The sequence below is a fragment of the Bacteroides sp. L10-4 genome (assembly GCF_013373675.1).
Lineage (GTDB): Bacteria > Bacteroidota > Bacteroidia > Bacteroidales > Bacteroidaceae > Bacteroides > Bacteroides muris.
The window spans coordinates 1-15506 of the sequence record NZ_JABXJH010000025.1; the positions used below are offsets into that span (position 1 = coordinate 1).

Consider the following 15506-nt stretch of genomic DNA (forward strand, 5'->3'; position numbering starts at 1 on the left):
TGTAGGTTGACACGGTGTTCCAGCTGCAGTTCCTCTGCCTGAGGAAGTTTTCGAATCTCTTCAGCACGGTGGGGCTCAGCCTGCGCATGGGCATGGGTTGTCCCTTGTTGAATGCCGAGAATGCATTCACCGCCGATTGGTAGATGTGTGCCGTCCCCCATCTGCCGCCTTCCCGGAGTTCACCGATGACCAAGGAGAACATCTCCTGTAAGGTAATTTCATTTCTGCTCATTTCCAATTTATTTATAAAGGGTTTATCCTGCAATATAAATAAATTGAGAGTAAGTGCAAAGGCATTATTCTGAAATCTGCGAAACGGGAATGATGTCGTATCCGGCAGCTTATTTGTTGGCTAATGTCTGTTTAGTGGCTGATATGAGTATCCTGGAAGAACCGCTTGTTATCATTCAAGCTGCAGGTGGCGTCTACTCCGGCTTGTTGCAGGTGTCCGGCAATCTCATTCAGCTTCTTCCTCGAAACCCTTCCGATATAGAACAGACGGTAACGGTAATCGTTATCCAACAATTCCATGACGTGCGTGAAATTCTGTTCGCGGGCAAAGTCGAAGTTTACTTTTCTCAGGTTCTGATACGGATAGCGGATGGTCCTGCCTACGCTGTGTATGATGAGGTCATCATTGTCCAGCGTCAGGTAGCAGAAGCGGGTCATCAGCATGCTGATGAAAAAAAGACTTAATGCAAATGAAATGATAGCCGGGATGAACCCCCACCATACGTTGCCACTGATGGAATAATATCCCAATATAAGGAATACAAGGAATAAGACAAAGAACCAGAACATATAGAGTGACGGACGCCGGTATGTTTCTGTGGGAATCTCTGCGACTGCCCGTTCCCTCGGTAAATAGTTGTCGAAGGGGATTTCTTGAGAGACCAGATAGCGGATGACCGAGGAAGGGTGACGGAAAGGAGGCAGATAGATTGCTTTTTCTTTCCCATCCTTTAGATGTAAAGTCAGTATGCCCGGACCGTATTTGTCTTTTGCAACCAGGTTGCTTTTGCGGGGAATCTGGTGGTAACGCCTCATGAAACTGAAACTCTTGATTTGGTGCAGTCCGATGTGCTGGCTTTGCAGCAGTAGTTCGGCTCTTTTCTGTTCTTTACTGGTCACTTCCATAGTTCTTATTTTTTAAGTTCGGGATAACTGATGCGGGTATGGTATATGGTCTTCAGCTTCTCCTTGAATACGTTTTTCACGGTGGCAATATCCTTGAAGGTGATGGGACATTCCTTGAAATAGCCTTCTGCCACTTGCGAATCGATAATCTTGTCTACCAGGTTGCTGATGCTCTCTTCCGTATATTCGGGCAGACTGCGTGAAGCGGCTTCCACCGAGTCGGCCATCATCAGGATAGCCTGCTCTTTGGTGAACGGGTTGGGACCGGGGTAGGTGAATGCCTCCTCGTTAGGGTCTTCACCGGGGTGTTCGTTTTTCCAGGAGATATAGAAATACTTCGTTTTCCCACGGCCATGGTGAGTGGTGATGAAATCCTTGATTACTTTGGGGAGATTGTTCTTCTCGGCCAGTTTCAGTCCGTCCGTCACATGGCTGATGACGACCAGGGCACTTTGCTCATAGCCCAGATTCTTGTGCGGGTTGACTCTGCCTGACTGGTTCTCGGTGAAGAACACCGGGTTCTCCATCTTGCCGATGTCATGATACAGTGCTCCTGTACGTACCAGCTGGCTTTTGGCTCCGATACGGTTGGCTGCTTCCGCCGCAAGGTTGGCAACCTGCATGGAATGCTGGAAGGTACCGGGAACGGTCTCGGACATGCGGCGCAACAGGCTGTTGTTGATGTTGGACAATTCCACCAGGGTGACATTGGAGGTAAAGCCGAACGTTTTTTCCACTAGGAAGAGCAAGGGATAAGTGAACAGCAGCAGTACTCCGTTGATGACGAAATAGGTGTACATGCTTCCGTTGATTTTTGTCAAGTCGTTTTCTGTAATCAGTTCGAAGGCAAAATAAACAGCGGCATAGGTCAGTATGACAAGAATGGCTGTCCGGAAGAGTTGTGAACGTTGCGAGAGTTCTCTCAGACTGAAGATGGCAACCAGCCCCGCCGAGAGTTGTAGAAGAATGAATTCATGCGGATAGCGCAGGCAGATGGAGCATATCAGGATGGTAGTGACTTGTGCGATGAAAGCTGTGCGCGAGTCGAGGAACACCCGGATAATGACCGGCAGCATGGCATACGGAATGATATATACATTATATATATTGTTGGCAACCATTACGGCTGTTACTATACAATAGAACATGATGGAGGCGAAGAGCAGGGCAAGGTTTCCTCTGCGCTTATAATAATCCTTACGGAACAAGTCGAGATAGTGCATGAAACACAGAATGAAGATACTGACATATAAGACTTGTCCTGCCAACATCAGCCGTTTCTGTCCGATGGATTCGCTACGCTTGATGGATTCTTTTCTCAGACTCTCAAGTATGTTGTATGTTTCTTGGTTGATGATTTCGCCGCGGTCGATTATTTTTTGGCCGCTAAGTACGATACCGTTGGCCCATGAGTAATTGTCGAGCATCTCTTTCTTGGCCGTTTCAGTTCGCTCCTCATCGTAGGTCAGGTTGGGAAACAGATACTCGTTCAGTGAACATTGCCGCAGAATGTCCGGACGGTAGTGCGCGGTATCGGCTGTAAGTATATAGTTGTAGGCATCTTTTACGGAATAGATTTTGTCCATATTTTGCTGGCTTGCCATTTTATCATTGATAATCATGATAGCTGAAGTGCTGTCTTTATGCAGTTGCGCCAGCCTCTCGGTAGAAACGATGCCGGTGTGATATACTTCGGACAGTTTCCTTTCCAGGAAGCGGACGTAATCGGTAGATGGAAGCAGGCTGTGCAGATGAGCCTGATAATTACTTCTCAGTTTGCCAATCACACTCTTTTCGATGCTTTTGTCCAGCTGGAAATATGGTTGGAAGGAGGCAAGGATACTGTCTTGCTCATGCTTCACCACTTCGTCGGCCTTGTAGATGGGAAAGTCGAATGTGGCCATGAGCTGGCCGTACTTCCACGGTTTATCCAGGTCGAACTGGTAATTGAACTTACCGTCGCGCGGCAGGAAATAAACAATGACTCCCACAGTGCCGATGAATATCAGTGCTCTGTATAACAAATCTCTGAGCGAGAACTCTCTTTTGGTATTGGAATAGCCCATATCAACTGAAATTTTTGCGAAAAGTACAAAAAAAAACATTAGTGTGGAAAAAAAGGTTTAATTTTGCCATCTAAAATATTTATAAGTAAGGTAGATTATGACAGAAAGAAAGGTCAGGGTCCGTTTTGCCCCGAGTCCTACGGGGGCGTTGCACATCGGCGGTGTGCGTACAGCTTTATACAATTATCTCTTTGCGCGTCAGCATGGAGGAGATTTGATATTTCGTATTGAAGATACTGATTCCAACCGATTTGTGCCGGGTGCAGAAGAATATATCCTGGAGTCTTTCAAGTGGTTGGGCATTCCGTTTGACGAGGGCGTGAGTTTCGGTGGAGACCATGGTCCATACCGTCAGTCGGAACGTCGGGAAATATACAAGAAGTATGTTCAGGTTCTGCTGGAGGCCGGAAAAGCCTATATCGCTTTCGATACTCCTGAAGAACTGGAAGCAAAGCGTGCGGAGATTGCGAACTTCCAGTACGATGCTTCTACCCGCATGCAGATGCGCAATTCGCTGACCCTTCCCAAAGAAGAGGTGGACGCGCTGATTGCTGCCGGCAAGCAGTACGTGGTGCGTTTCAAGATAGAGCCGAACGAGGATGTGCATGTGAACGACCTGATTCGTGGGGAAGTAGTGATAAACTCTTCCATTCTTGATGACAAGGTTCTTTATAAATCGGCAGATGAACTTCCTACTTACCATCTGGCCAATATTGTGGACGACCATTTGATGGAGGTGTCCCATGTGATACGCGGTGAGGAATGGTTGCCTTCGGCACCGCTGCATGTATTGCTCTACCGTGCCTTTGGGTGGGAGGATACCATGCCAGCCTTTGCCCATCTGCCCTTGTTGCTGAAGCCCGAGGGCAACGGCAAATTGAGTAAGCGTGACGGAGATCGCCTGGGCTTCCCGGTTTTCCCGTTGGAGTGGCATGACCCCAAGTCGGGAGATGTCTCCTCAGGCTACCGCGAATCTGGTTATCTGCCCGAAGCAGTCATTAATTTCCTGGCTCTGCTGGGCTGGAATCCGGGTAATGACCAGGAGCTGATGTCTATGGATGAATTGGTGAAATTGTTCGACTTGAGCCATTGCAGCAAGTCGGGTGCCAAATTCGACTATAAGAAAGGTATCTGGTTCAACCATGAGTATATCATGATGAAACCGGATGCGGAGATAGCTTGTCTTTTCAGACCGGTGCTGGAATCCAACGGCATAGACGCCTCCAACTATAGTGACGAGTTCCTAACGAAAGTGGTTTCATTGGTGAAGGGACGCGTCAACTTCGTAAAGGAACTGTGGGACCAGACCCGTTTCTTCTTCGTAGCCCCCACGGAATATGCGGCAAAGGATGTGAAGAAACGTTGGTCGGAAGATACTCCGCGCATCATGACTGAATTGATGGATGTGTTGCGCGGCATCGGGGATTTCTCCACCAAGGCTTCCGAAGATATTGTGATTGGTTGGATTACCGAGCGTGGCTATCACATGGGAAATGTGATGAATGCCTTCCGCTTGTCAGTGGTGGGCGAATGTAAAGGCCCGCACATGTTCGACATTACCGAGCTGATTGGCAAGGAAGAAACGTTGGCCCGCATACAGCGTGCTGTTGATGCTTTAAAGTGAATAAATCTTCTTCATCCTTAATCCATATAGTATGCTATATGACTTGGCAATAGCCATCTACGATATTCTGGTGCATCTGGCAGCTCCATTTAGCCGTAAGCCCCGAAAGATGATGAAGGGACACTGGGTGGTCTATGAACTTCTCAGGCAGCAGTTGGAGAAGGACGTGCGCTATATCTGGTTCCATGCCGCTTCTTTGGGGGAGTTCGAGCAGGGACGGCCGTTGATTGAGAAAATCCGTGCCAAATATCCGGATTACGGTATTCTGCTGACTTTCTTCTCACCGTCGGGCTATGAGGTCCGCAAGAATTACAGGGGGGCAGACGTCGTCTGTTATCTGCCTTTCGACAAGCCCCGCAATGTGAAGAAGTTTCTGGATATCGTGAATCCCTGTATGGCATTCTTCATCAAGTACGAGTTCTGGAAGAACTATCTGGACGAACTGCACAAGCGCCGTATTCCGGTGTACAGCATTTCCTCCATTTTCCGCCGCGGACAAGTATTCTTCAAGTGGTATGGCGGTACCTACAGACATGTGCTGCGTGACTTCGACCACTTGTTTGTGCAGAATGAACGCTCCAAACGCTATCTGGCGAAAATAGGCATCGGTCGTGTCACGGTGGTGGGCGATACCCGTTTTGACCGTGTGCTGCAGATTCGTGAGGAAGCTAAACATCTGCCTTTGGTGGAGCTTTTCAAGAACAACACGATGACTTTCGTGGCAGGAAGCTCCTGGCAGCCGGACGAGGATTTGTTTATTGAATACTTCAACCAGCATCCGGAGGTGAAGTTGATTATAGCTCCGCACGTCATCGACGAGAACCATCTGGTAGAGATTATCTGTAAACTGAAACGCCCCTACGTGCGCTATACCCGTGCCGACGAGAAGAATGTCCGTAAGGCCGACTGCCTGATTATCGACTGCTTCGGGCTGCTCTCCTCCATCTACCGCTATGGTGAGATTGCCTATATCGGAGGTGGTTTCGGGGTGGGAATCCACAATACCCTTGAGGCTGCGGTTTATGGCATTCCGGTGATTTTCGGACCGAAGTATCAGAAATTTCAGGAGGCCATCCAGTTGCTGGAGGCAAAAGGCGCTTTCTCGGTGAAGGATTATGAGGAACTGAAAACGTTGCTCGACCGTATGTTGGCAGATGAAGTCTTCTTGCGCGAATCAGGCATGAATGCGAGCAATTATGTGACCAGTAATGCCGGTGCAACGGATAAGATAATGAGTATGATAAACTTTTAGAAAAGTAAAGAGTGATAAAAGTGATAGGGCGATAGAGGTGATGGAATGGCATCCCTCTATCGCCCTGCTTTTGGGAGGCGCCTTGCCTCCCTTTATTTGTACCAGTCGGAATACATCAGATAGTTGTGTGCAATCTTCAGGTTCAGCTCCTTGGCCTGTTCCGGAGCCACTTTCTTGATGAACTTGGCGGGGACTCCTCCCCAAATGCTTCCCGGTTCGATGATTGTATTGCTCAATACTAGGGAACCTGCAGCGACAATGGCTCCTTCGCCCACTACTGCGTGGTCAAGGATGGTGGAGCCCATCCCTATCAAAGCATAGTCCTTGATGGTAGCTCCGTGGATGGTCACATTGTGCCCCACGGACACATGGTCGCCTATCTCTATGGTCGATTTCTCGTACAAGGTGTGGAGCACGCTTCCATCCTGGATGTTTACTCCGTTCCCTATGCGGATTGAGTTTACGTCACCCCGCACTACGGTGCTGAACCAGATGCTGCAGTCCCGTCCCATTCTGACGTCGCCAATGACAACCGCATTATCTGCCAAAAAACAATTCTCACCGATTTCAGGAGTAAATCCTCTTACTGATTTTATTAATGCCATTTTTTAGTGATTAGTGGTTAGCTTGCTGCATGCTTCCTTCAGCCATTCCCGTTCTTCTTCGTTCAGGCTTGGCGAAAGTTTCTCGTATACATGCCGGTGATAGTTGTCCAGCCATGCCGTTTCTTCTGCCGTCAGCATCTCTTTGATGATACCTTTCTTGCAGATGGGGCAGAGGGTGATGGTCTCGAATTTCAGGTAATTGCCGAACATGCCTTCACCATCCTTTACGGTCAGCACCAGGTTTTCCGTGCGTATTCCATGGCTTCCGGCTTTATAGACGCCCGGCTCGTTGGAAGTAACCATTCCGGGCTGTAAGGTTATCGGATTCTCGTTCATGCGGATGCTTTGCGGTCCTTCGTGCACATTGAGGAAATGGCCTACGCCGTGTCCCGTACCATGCAGGAAGTTCATGTGGTGCTGCCATATCGGCATGCGGGCCAGCACATCCAGTTGCGCTCCTCGCGTACCTTCCGGAAAGACGGCCATGGCGAGATCGATATGTCCTTTCAGTATCAGGGTGTAGTCCGTCTTCTCTTCTTCGGTCAGTTCTCCCAGCGCGATGGTACGGGTGATGTCGGTGGTGCCATCCAGGTATTGCGCACCCGAGTCCAGCAGTAGGAATCCCTTGGGTTTCAACGGTACGTCCGTTTCCGGAGTGGCCTCGTAGTGAACGATGGCTCCGTGCTCCTTGTATCCGGCAATGGTATCGAAGCTTTCTCCCATATAGAGTGGTTGCGCGGCACGGAATTCGTGAAGTTTCCTGTCTACGCTGATTTCCGTTTCGTTGCCTGCGGGAACAGCCTCCTCCAGCCATTTCAGGAACTTCACCAGTGCCACCCCGTCGCGTTGCATGGCCGCATGGATGCCGTCTATTTCCCGTTCGTTGCGGATTGCTTTCGACAGGGCGACGGGAGAGGCGCCTTCGATAATCCGGCAGTCGGGGCAGATGGCCGAGTAGGTGGCATAATTTGTTTTGGCCGGATTCAGCAAGATGCTTTGCGCCTTTATGTTGTGGAGGAATGGCTTTATCTCCCCATAATTATGTATAGATACTCCGGCTTCTGTCAGATGGTCGGCGAGTTCTTTCGTGACTTTCCGAGGTTCGACGAAGAAGCAGGCGTCATGCTCTCCGACTATCAGGTAGCTCACCACTACCGGATTGCAATGTACGTCGTTGCCACGGATGTTCAGCGTCCAGGCTATTTCGTCCAGCGAGGAAATCAGCAAGGCTTCGGCATTCGTCTCCTTCATTCTCAGCCGGAGAGAGTCCAGTTTCTCCCGACAAGTCTTTCCGGCATATTTCAGGTCATGAATAAAGGCGGGCCTTTCCGGCCTTTCCGGCCTTTCCGGCCATATCGGGCTCATCGGGTCGGAGATATTCTTCACGGATATGCCGTTCTTATGAAGTTGCTTTTCCAGTTGCAGCACTTCTTCCACGGAGAATACCTGGCCGTCTATGCCTACCGTATCTCCCGGTTTCAGTGTGTCGCTCAGAAAAGTGGGGATGCAGGGAGTTTCCGGCAGCATTTCTTTGTAGAGTTCTATGCCGGTTCCCTCCAACTGCCGGGCGGCTTGCAGAAAGTAACGGGAATCGGTCCATAGTCCGGCTTTATTGCAGGTGACGACTACGGTTCCGGCCGAACCAGTGAAGCCCGAAATCCACTCTCTCGCTTTCCAATGGGGGGCGACGTATTCGCTCATGTGGGCATCTGTGCTGGGAATGATGAAGGCGGCTATGCCTTCTTTGCCGAATGTAGCCCGTAAGGCGTTGATTCTTTCTTTGATAATCTTCTTGTCCATATCTTGATTCTTGATTTAGAGTACCCGATAGGTATTTGTTATGTCATATCTTCCCCAAAGTTACAGCTTTTCTTCCAATAAATGGGTGGCCTCGCCCGGTTTTCTTATACTTTACTCTTCTTCTTGCCACACGCTTGTAAAGAAGCGGTTTCAGTCTGGAAGCAGGCCGTATACAGTCCGTCAGACAGCCTGCTTCAGTCTATGGTAAAGATTTATCTTCAGCCTGAAGATATAAATCTTTACCGTGAAGATTTACATCTTCACCTTGAATACATACATCTTCAACCTGAAGATAACCTTTCCTCATAGGCTGAAACAGACTCATTCCCTGTGGCAGGCCGTCTTGCGAGCAGAGAGAGAGCCTCCGATGAAGGGAGTGTGGGGCCTGAGGGCGATATGTTCAAACCGCAGTCTGGAGGACTTGTGGCTTTTCGGCCTGATCGGACGGCTCTTCCATTGAAGGAAGTTGTCAGAATCCGGAAAGAATTATCCCCCTTCGGGCTCAGGAGTCTGAATCCGATAGCTCTGTTAATGCTGAGCGATACTATCGCCACAAACTCCCGATAACTCCCTAAAATGAAAGAAGCCTGGCCTGAATTGTGGTTTTTTTGGCAGAAAGTTTTGTAAATAAAGAAAGTATGTGTAATTTTGCCGTTCAATTTAATCGTGAGATTTTTTAACCAATAACATTTAATTAAAACAAAATGATTGTAGTACCTGTAAAAGAAGGCGAAAACATTGAAAAAGCGCTGAAGAAATTCAAAAGAAAGTTTGAAAAAACTGGCACAGTTAAGGAGTTGAGACGCAGACAACAGTTTGATAAACCGTCTGTAACTAAAAGACTTAAAAAAGAACGCGCAGTTTACGTTCAACAACTTCAGCAAGTAGAAGATTAATAATTCGTAAATTCCTTTGAATTATTGAATTCTTTTTCATAAATTCGTTGCATGATTTAGATATGTAGCGATATGTTGTTGACAGATTCTTTTCTTGACTACCTTCTGTACGAACGGAATTATTCCAGAGGTACGGTCGAGTACTATCGGGCAGATATTCTTGAACTGCAGAAGTTTGGAGAAGAAATGTTGGGGAACTTTGCTCCGTCGGATGTAGATGCGGGACTTGTTCGTGAATGGATTGCTTCCTTGATGGACAAGGGACTTGCCTCTAATACGATAAACCGGAAGCTGAGTTCTGTCCGGGCATACTATAAGTTCCTTCTGAGGAAAGGCGAGATTGCGGTAGACCCGTTGCGGAAAGTGACGGGACCCAAGAAGAAAAAGCCGCTTCCGGTATTCCTGAGAGAAGGCGAGATGGATAGGTTGCTGGACGATATGGACTTTGGTGAAGGTTTTGAAGGGTGTCGCGACCGTATGATTATTGAAATGTTTTATGCCACCGGCATGCGACTTTCAGAATTGATAGGGCTGGATGACAAGGATATCGATTTTTCGGCTTCTCTCGTTAAAGTGACGGGAAAGCGGAATAAGCAACGTCTTATACCTTTCGATGAGGAGCTGGGGTGCTCGATGCGGGAATATGTCAATGTGCGGAATGAAGCTGTTCCGGTTCGCTCGGATGCTTTTTTTGTCCGGAAGAACGGAAAGAGGCTTTACCGCAGTATCGTAGCATGCCTTGTGAAACGAAACCTTTCGAAGGTAGTGACCGTAAAAAAACGAAGTCCCCACGTGCTGAGGCACACCTTTGCAACGGCTATGCTGAACAATGGTGCTGATTTGGGCTCGATAAAAGAACTCCTCGGGCACGAGAGTCTGGCGACGACGGAAATATATACGCATACTACTTTCGAGGAACTTAAAAAAGTGTATAATCAGGCTCATCCCCGGGCCTAAAGTAAAAAGGAGGTAAGTATGGAAGTAAGAATTCAATCGATTCACTTTGATGCGTCAGAGCAATTGCAATCTTTCATTCAAAAGAAAGTTGCTAAGTTGGAGAAATTTTACGACGATATAAAGAAAGTAGAGGTGTCATTAAAGGTGGTGAAACCGGAAGCAGCCGAAAATAAAGAAGCCGGAGTGAAAGTAATGGTTCCCAATGGCGAGTTTTATGCAAACAAGGTCTGTGATACGTTTGAAGAAGCCGTGGATTTATGTCTGGAAGCTTTGGAAAAACAGCTGGTTAAGTACAAGGAAAAACAACGAAACAAATAATTTTCCGCTAAAATTTTGCGGGTAAAAAATAAATGCCTAAATTTGCAGCCGTTTCGCTCACGTAATGAATGTTACGGTTGCATTTTTTTGAGCTTGCCTCTTTAGCTCAGTTGGCCAGAGCACGTGATTTGTAATCTCGGGGTCGTTGGTTCGAATCCGACAAGAGGCTCGCTTCGGAGATGGAGTTGAATGATTTCTTCTCTTCATGGAGTGAAGGCGATATGAAAACGGAAGATTGTCCGGACAAAGTCGCTCTGTGATGATTCAGTTAAGGAAAAAAGAGTTCTTTTATAATCTAGGGGCAAATACCAGAGTGGCCAAATGGGGCAGACTGTAAATCTGCTGGCTTACGCCTTCGGTGGTTCGAATCCATCTTTGCCCACAACTCTTATTCTTCTTGCTGTTATAGCTCAGCGGTAGAGCACTTCCTTGGTAAGGAAGAGGTCCCGGGTTCAAGTCCCGGTAACAGCTCACAATGATGTAAAAGCTGATTATTAATCAAATAAATAACAAGTAAAGCTATGGCTAAAGAGAAATTCGAACGTACCAAACCGCACGTAAACATTGGTACAATTGGTCACGTTGACCACGGTAAAACCACGTTGACAGCTGCTATCACTACAGTGTTGGCAAAAAAAGGTCTTTCTGAGTTGCGCTCTTTCGATTCAATCGATAACGCTCCTGAAGAAAAGGAAAGAGGTATCACTATCAATACTTCTCACGTAGAGTATGAAACAGCTAACCGTCACTACGCTCACGTAGACTGTCCGGGTCACGCTGACTACGTAAAGAACATGGTAACTGGTGCTGCTCAGATGGACGGTGCTATCATCGTAGTTGCTGCTACTGATGGTCCGATGCCTCAGACTCGTGAACACATCTTGCTGGCTCGTCAGGTAAACGTTCCGAGATTGGTTGTATTCATGAACAAGTGCGACATGGTAGACGATGCTGAAATGTTGGAGCTCGTTGAAATGGAAATGCGCGAACTGCTTTCAGCTTACGAATTCGACGGTGACAACACTCCGTTCATCCAAGGTTCTGCTCTTGGTGCATTGAATGGTGTTGAGAAGTGGGAAGAAAAAGTTATGGAGCTGATGGAAGCTTGCGATACTTGGATTCCTCTGCCTCCGCGTGACGTTGATAAACCGTTCTTGATGCCGGTTGAAGATGTATTCTCAATCACTGGTCGTGGTACTGTAGCTACTGGTCGTATCGAAGCTGGTGTTATTCATGTAGGTGACGAAGTTGAAATCCTCGGTTTGGGTGAAGACAAGAAGTCTGTTGTAACAGGCGTTGAAATGTTCCGCAAATTGCTGGATCAGGGTGAAGCCGGTGATAACGTAGGTTTGCTGCTCCGCGGTATCGACAAGAACGAAATCAGACGTGGTATGGTTCTTTGTAAGCCGGGTCAGATTAAGCCTCACTCTAAGTTCAAAGCTTCTATCTACGTTTTGAAGAAAGAAGAAGGTGGTCGTCACACTCCGTTCCATAACAAATATCGTCCTCAGTTCTATCTGCGTACTATGGACTGTACAGGTGAAATCTCTCTTCCGGAAGGAACTGAAATGGTAATGCCTGGTGATAACGTAGAAATTACTGTAGAACTGATTTACCCGGTAGCATTGAACGTAGGTCTGCGTTTCGCTATCCGCGAAGGTGGTCGTACGGTAGGATCTGGTCAGATTACTGAAATTCTTGACTAATCACCAATATAATCTTAATCAGTTCCCGGTGTTTATCGGGAACTGATTATGTTCAAACGGGAGTAGCTCAGTTGGTAGAGCACCGGTCTCCAAAACCGGGTGTCGGGAGTTCGAGCCTCTCCTCCCGTGCTAATATTTTTGAAATGAAGAAGATTGTAGCTTATTTAAAAGAAACTTACGACGAACTTGTTCATAAAGTGTCGTGGCCTACGTATTCTGAACTTACTAACAGTGCAGTAGTTGTTTTATATGCTTCCCTACTAATTGCAGTGGTAGTATTCGCGATGGACTTCTGTTTTCAGCATCTGATGGAATTTGTTTATCCACATTAAACGTAAGAAGAAATGTCTGAGATTGAAAAGAAATGGTACGTTCTGCGTGCTATTAGCGGAAAAGAAGCTAAGGTAAAGGAATACCTTGAAGCTGATATCAAAAACAGCGACCTTGGTGATTACGTATCTCAGGTATTGATTCCTACCGAAAAGGTATATCAGGTTCGCAATGGTAAGAAAATTGTGAAAGAGAGAAGTTATCTTCCTGGTTACGTTTTGGTGGAGGCTGCTCTGGTGGGTGAGGTTGCTCACCATCTGAGAAATACTCCTAATGTGATAGGGTTCTTGGGTGGTTCGGACAAACCCGTACCTCTGAGACAGTCGGAAGTGAATCGTATACTTGGTACGGTCGACGAATTGCAGGAATCAGGTGAAGACTTGAATATCCCGTATGTGGTCGGCGAGACTGTAAAAGTGAATTACGGTCCGTTCAGTGGATTCAGTGGAATCATTGAAGAAGTGAACACCGAGAAGAAGAAACTGAAGGTCATGGTCAAGATATTCGGACGGAAGACTCCGCTCGAATTGGGCTTTATGCAAGTTGAAAAAGAATAGTGCAGGTGTTACGCTGTAGTATTCTTCATTAATATTTATACATATAAATCAATTAGAAAATGGCTAAAGAAGTTGCTGGATTAATCAAATTACAGATTAAAGGAGGCGCGGCAAATCCATCACCCCCAGTAGGACCTGCATTGGGTTCCAAGGGTATCAATATCATGGAGTTTTGCAAGCAATTCAACGCCAGAACCCAAGACAAAGCAGGAAAGATTCTTCCTGTGATTATCACTTACTACGCAGACAAGTCTTTCGATTTTGTAATCAAGACTCCTCCCGTGGCTATCCAGTTGTTGGAAGTGACGAAGCAAAAGAGTGGTTCTGCTGAGCCTAACCGTAAGAAAGTTGCCGAGATTACTTGGGAACAAGTTCGTACGATTGCTCAGGACAAAATGGTTGACTTGAACTGTTTCACTGTGGAAGCTGCCATGAAAATGGTTGCCGGTACAGCTAGAAGTATGGGTATCGCTGTAAAAGGGGAGTTCCCGGTTAATAATTAATAAACTTCAATTAGAATGGGTAAACTGACAAAAAATCAAAAGTTGGCTGCAGAAAAAATTGAAGCAGGGAAAGCATACTCTCTCAAGGAAGCTGCTCAGTTGGTAAAAGAAATCACTTATACCAAGTTTGACGCTTCTCTGGATATTGACGTACGTTTGGGCGTTGACCCGCGTAAGGCCAACCAGATGGTGAGAGGTGTTGTATCACTTCCTCACGGTACTGGTAAGGTTGTACGCGTTTTGGTGCTTTGTACACCAGATGCTGAAGTTGCTGCAAAAGAAGCCGGAGCTGACTATGTTGGTCTTGACGAATATATTGAAAAGATCAAAGGTGGATGGACTGATATTGATGTGATTATCACTATGCCGTCTATCATGGGTAAAATTGGTGCACTCGGTCGTGTGCTCGGTCCTCGTGGATTGATGCCTAACCCAAAGAGTGGCACTGTAACTATGGATGTTGCTAAAGCTGTAAGAGAAGTAAAACAAGGCAAAATCGACTTCAAGGTTGACAAGAGTGGTATTGTTCATACTTCTATCGGTAAAGTTTCATTTAGTGCTGAGCAAATTCGTGACAATGCGAAAGAATTCATCTCTACTTTGAATAAATTGAAACCGACTGCAGCCAAGGGTACATATATTAAGAGTATTTATCTTTCTAGCACGATGAGTGCGGGCATCAAGATTGACCCGAAAACAGTAGAAGAAATCTAATAAAACGGAGTAATAATGAGAAAGGAAGATAAAAGTACGATTATTGAGCAGATTGCTGCTACAGTGAAGGAATACGGTCACTTCTATTTGGTGGATACCACTGCCATGAATGCTGCTACAACCAGCATGTTGAGAAGAGAATGTTTCAAGGCTGACATCAAATTGATGGTAGTTAAGAATACATTGCTTCACAAGGCATTGGAGAGCCTGGAAGAAGACTTTTCTCCGCTTTATGGTTCTCTGAAAGGTACAACTGCCGTAATGTTCAGCAACGTTGCTAACGCTCCGGCCAAGTTGATTAAAGATAAGGCTAAGAACGGTATTCCCGGACTGAAGGCTGCGTATGCGGAAGAAAGCTTCTATGTTGGTGCTGACCAGTTGGATGCTCTCGTAAGTATCAAGAGCAAGAATGAAGTTATTGCCGATATTGTTGCATTGCTGCAGTCACCGGCCAAGAATGTTATTTCTGCTCTGCAATCAGGTGGTAACACCCTCCACGGAGTTCTTAAGACTCTTGGTGAACGTCCCGAAGCGTAAATTTCGGAAAAAGAATTATATCAATTTATTTAGTATTTAAACAATTAAAAATCATACAAAAATGGCAGATTTGAAAGCTTTTGCAGAACAATTAGTTAACTTGACAGTAAAAGAAGTTAATGAACTTGCAACAATCCTGAAAGAAGAATATGGTATTGAACCTGCTGCTGCAGCTGTAGCTGTTGCTGCTGGTCCTGCAGCCGGTGGTGCTGCTGCCGCAGAAGAAAAGACTTCTTTCGACGTAGTATTGAAGAGCGCTGGCTCAGCTAAACTTCAGGTAGTTAAAGCCGTTAAGGAAGCTTGCGGTCTTGGCTTGAAGGAAGCTAAGGACATGGTAGACGGTGCTCCTAGCGTAGTAAAAGAAGGTTTGGCTAAGGACGAAGCAGAATCATTGAAGAAAACATTGGAAGAAGCTGGAGCTGAAGTTGAACTTAAATAACATTAGCCTGTAAATCAGGTAATTCGGTTAGGAACCCTTAGTGAAAAGGGTTCTTAACCTTTTTG

Annotated in this window: 18 protein-coding genes and 4 tRNA genes; 17 read left to right on the forward strand and 5 right to left on the reverse strand. The window is 46.5% G+C overall.

What is annotated here, in order from left to right; all coding sequences use genetic code 11:
- From HU824_RS09640 to HU824_RS09650, 3 genes are all read right to left on the reverse strand, one after another.
- Positions 1–232: phage integrase SAM-like domain-containing protein (locus HU824_RS09640; RefSeq protein ID WP_176468727.1), on the reverse strand; the 232-nt coding region annotated here is incomplete at its 3' end.
- 131 nt (positions 233–363) lie between these two features.
- Positions 364–1137, reverse strand: a complete 774-nt coding sequence (locus HU824_RS09645; protein WP_148356379.1) for a hypothetical protein — start codon at positions 1135–1137, stop codon at positions 364–366.
- Positions 1138–1142: 5 nt separating this feature from the next.
- On the reverse strand, positions 1143–3203 hold the full coding sequence (locus HU824_RS09650) for an HD family phosphohydrolase (RefSeq protein ID WP_136010227.1): 2061 nt from the start codon (positions 3201–3203) through the stop codon (positions 1143–1145).
- A gap of 97 nt (positions 3204–3300) precedes the next feature.
- On the opposite strand from HU824_RS09650, the gene gltX reads away from it, so the two are divergent.
- Both gltX and HU824_RS09660 read left to right on the forward strand, forming a co-directional pair.
- Positions 3301–4827 carry a glutamate--tRNA ligase gene (gltX, locus tag HU824_RS09655; RefSeq protein ID WP_148356380.1) on the forward strand — a complete coding sequence of 509 codons (1527 nt, stop codon included), beginning with the start codon at positions 3301–3303 and terminating at the stop codon, positions 4825–4827.
- 31 nt (positions 4828–4858) lie between these two features.
- Positions 4859–6079, forward strand: a complete 1221-nt coding sequence (locus HU824_RS09660; RefSeq protein WP_176468728.1) for a 3-deoxy-D-manno-octulosonic acid transferase — start codon at positions 4859–4861, stop codon at positions 6077–6079.
- A gap of 92 nt (positions 6080–6171) precedes the next feature.
- Here HU824_RS09660 and HU824_RS09665 read toward each other — a convergent pair whose 3' ends face one another.
- Together HU824_RS09665 and HU824_RS09670 are read right to left on the reverse strand one after the other, a co-directional pair.
- Positions 6172–6684, reverse strand: a complete 513-nt coding sequence (locus HU824_RS09665; protein ID WP_148356381.1) for a gamma carbonic anhydrase family protein — start codon at positions 6682–6684, stop codon at positions 6172–6174.
- A gap of 3 nt (positions 6685–6687) precedes the next feature.
- Positions 6688–8484, reverse strand: coding sequence for an aminopeptidase P family protein (locus HU824_RS09670; RefSeq protein WP_176468729.1), 1797 nt, complete (start codon positions 8482–8484; stop codon positions 6688–6690).
- A 244-nt stretch (positions 8485–8728) separates the two neighbouring features.
- Between HU824_RS09670 and HU824_RS09675 the strand changes: the two genes are divergently transcribed.
- The 15 genes from HU824_RS09675 to rplL all read left to right on the forward strand — a co-directional run bounded on the left by HU824_RS09675 (position 8729) and on the right by rplL (position 15441).
- A complete protein-coding gene (locus tag HU824_RS09675; RefSeq protein ID WP_136010232.1) occupies positions 8729–8944 on the forward strand; it encodes a hypothetical protein in 216 nt (71 codons plus the stop codon).
- Between the two features lie 244 nt (positions 8945–9188).
- Entirely contained in the window at positions 9189–9380 is a 192-nt protein-coding gene (gene rpsU, locus HU824_RS09680) for a 30S ribosomal protein S21 (RefSeq protein WP_005825735.1), read from the forward strand.
- Between the two features lie 72 nt (positions 9381–9452).
- The gene (xerC, locus tag HU824_RS09685; protein WP_176468730.1) at positions 9453–10337 is read left to right on the forward strand and encodes a tyrosine recombinase XerC; all 885 of its coding nucleotides are present in this window, start codon (positions 9453–9455) and stop codon (positions 10335–10337) included.
- 18 nt (positions 10338–10355) lie between these two features.
- The gene (gene raiA / locus HU824_RS09690) at positions 10356–10655 is read left to right on the forward strand and encodes a ribosome hibernation-promoting factor, HPF/YfiA family (protein WP_148356385.1); all 300 of its coding nucleotides are present in this window, start codon (positions 10356–10358) and stop codon (positions 10653–10655) included.
- 95 nt (positions 10656–10750) lie between these two features.
- Positions 10751–10824: transfer RNA gene (locus HU824_RS09695), tRNA-Thr, on the forward strand.
- A 130-nt stretch (positions 10825–10954) separates the two neighbouring features.
- A tRNA-Tyr gene (locus tag HU824_RS09700) sits at positions 10955–11037 on the forward strand.
- Positions 11038–11054: 17 nt separating this feature from the next.
- Positions 11055–11126, forward strand: a tRNA-Thr gene (locus HU824_RS09705).
- Between the two features lie 50 nt (positions 11127–11176).
- Positions 11177–12361 carry an elongation factor Tu gene (tuf, locus tag HU824_RS09710; protein WP_176468731.1) on the forward strand — a complete coding sequence of 395 codons (1185 nt, stop codon included), beginning with the start codon at positions 11177–11179 and terminating at the stop codon, positions 12359–12361.
- A 56-nt stretch (positions 12362–12417) separates the two neighbouring features.
- Positions 12418–12490, forward strand: a tRNA-Trp gene (locus HU824_RS09715).
- Positions 12491–12504: 14 nt separating this feature from the next.
- Positions 12505–12693 carry a preprotein translocase subunit SecE gene (gene secE, locus HU824_RS20040; RefSeq protein ID WP_136010236.1) on the forward strand — a complete coding sequence of 63 codons (189 nt, stop codon included), beginning with the start codon at positions 12505–12507 and terminating at the stop codon, positions 12691–12693.
- A 12-nt stretch (positions 12694–12705) separates the two neighbouring features.
- A complete protein-coding gene (gene nusG / locus HU824_RS09725) occupies positions 12706–13248 on the forward strand; it encodes a transcription termination/antitermination protein NusG (RefSeq protein WP_013546665.1) in 543 nt (180 codons plus the stop codon).
- Between the two features lie 59 nt (positions 13249–13307).
- Positions 13308–13751, forward strand: a complete 444-nt coding sequence (rplK, locus tag HU824_RS09730; RefSeq protein ID WP_005825722.1) for a 50S ribosomal protein L11 — start codon at positions 13308–13310, stop codon at positions 13749–13751.
- A gap of 15 nt (positions 13752–13766) precedes the next feature.
- Positions 13767–14465 carry a 50S ribosomal protein L1 gene (gene rplA, locus HU824_RS09735; protein ID WP_136010238.1) on the forward strand — a complete coding sequence of 233 codons (699 nt, stop codon included), beginning with the start codon at positions 13767–13769 and terminating at the stop codon, positions 14463–14465.
- A 15-nt stretch (positions 14466–14480) separates the two neighbouring features.
- Positions 14481–15002: a 50S ribosomal protein L10 gene (rplJ, locus tag HU824_RS09740; protein ID WP_005825719.1), complete on the forward strand. Its 522-nt coding sequence runs from the start codon at positions 14481–14483 to the stop codon at positions 15000–15002.
- 61 nt (positions 15003–15063) lie between these two features.
- On the forward strand, positions 15064–15441 hold the full coding sequence (gene rplL, locus HU824_RS09745; RefSeq protein WP_004291279.1) for a 50S ribosomal protein L7/L12: 378 nt from the start codon (positions 15064–15066) through the stop codon (positions 15439–15441).
- The last annotated feature ends 65 nt before the right edge of the window (positions 15442–15506 follow it).

Coding starts and splice junctions, on each gene's coding strand:
- rpsU (WP_005825735.1), top strand. CDS start 9,189: ATGATTGTAGTACCTGTAAAAGAAGGCGAAAACATTGAAAAAGCGCTG.
- gltX (WP_148356380.1), top strand. CDS start 3,301: ATGACAGAAAGAAAGGTCAGGGTCCGTTTTGCCCCGAGTCCTACGGGG.
- HU824_RS09650 (WP_136010227.1), bottom strand. CDS start 3,203: ATGGGCTATTCCAATACCAAAAGAGAGTTCTCGCTCAGAGATTTGTTA.
- tuf (WP_176468731.1), top strand. CDS start 11,177: ATGGCTAAAGAGAAATTCGAACGTACCAAACCGCACGTAAACATTGGT.
- rplL (WP_004291279.1), top strand. CDS start 15,064: ATGGCAGATTTGAAAGCTTTTGCAGAACAATTAGTTAACTTGACAGTA.
- HU824_RS09645 (WP_148356379.1), bottom strand. CDS start 1,137: ATGGAAGTGACCAGTAAAGAACAGAAAAGAGCCGAACTACTGCTGCAA.
- HU824_RS09660 (WP_176468728.1), top strand. CDS start 4,859: ATGCTATATGACTTGGCAATAGCCATCTACGATATTCTGGTGCATCTG.
- rplJ (WP_005825719.1), top strand. CDS start 14,481: ATGAGAAAGGAAGATAAAAGTACGATTATTGAGCAGATTGCTGCTACA.
- raiA (WP_148356385.1), top strand. CDS start 10,356: ATGGAAGTAAGAATTCAATCGATTCACTTTGATGCGTCAGAGCAATTG.
- HU824_RS09670 (WP_176468729.1), bottom strand. CDS start 8,484: ATGGACAAGAAGATTATCAAAGAAAGAATCAACGCCTTACGGGCTACA.
- nusG (WP_013546665.1), top strand. CDS start 12,706: ATGTCTGAGATTGAAAAGAAATGGTACGTTCTGCGTGCTATTAGCGGA.
- HU824_RS09665 (WP_148356381.1), bottom strand. CDS start 6,684: ATGGCATTAATAAAATCAGTAAGAGGATTTACTCCTGAAATCGGTGAG.
- xerC (WP_176468730.1), top strand. CDS start 9,453: ATGTTGTTGACAGATTCTTTTCTTGACTACCTTCTGTACGAACGGAAT.
- secE (WP_136010236.1), top strand. CDS start 12,505: ATGAAGAAGATTGTAGCTTATTTAAAAGAAACTTACGACGAACTTGTT.
- rplA (WP_136010238.1), top strand. CDS start 13,767: ATGGGTAAACTGACAAAAAATCAAAAGTTGGCTGCAGAAAAAATTGAA.
- rplK (WP_005825722.1), top strand. CDS start 13,308: ATGGCTAAAGAAGTTGCTGGATTAATCAAATTACAGATTAAAGGAGGC.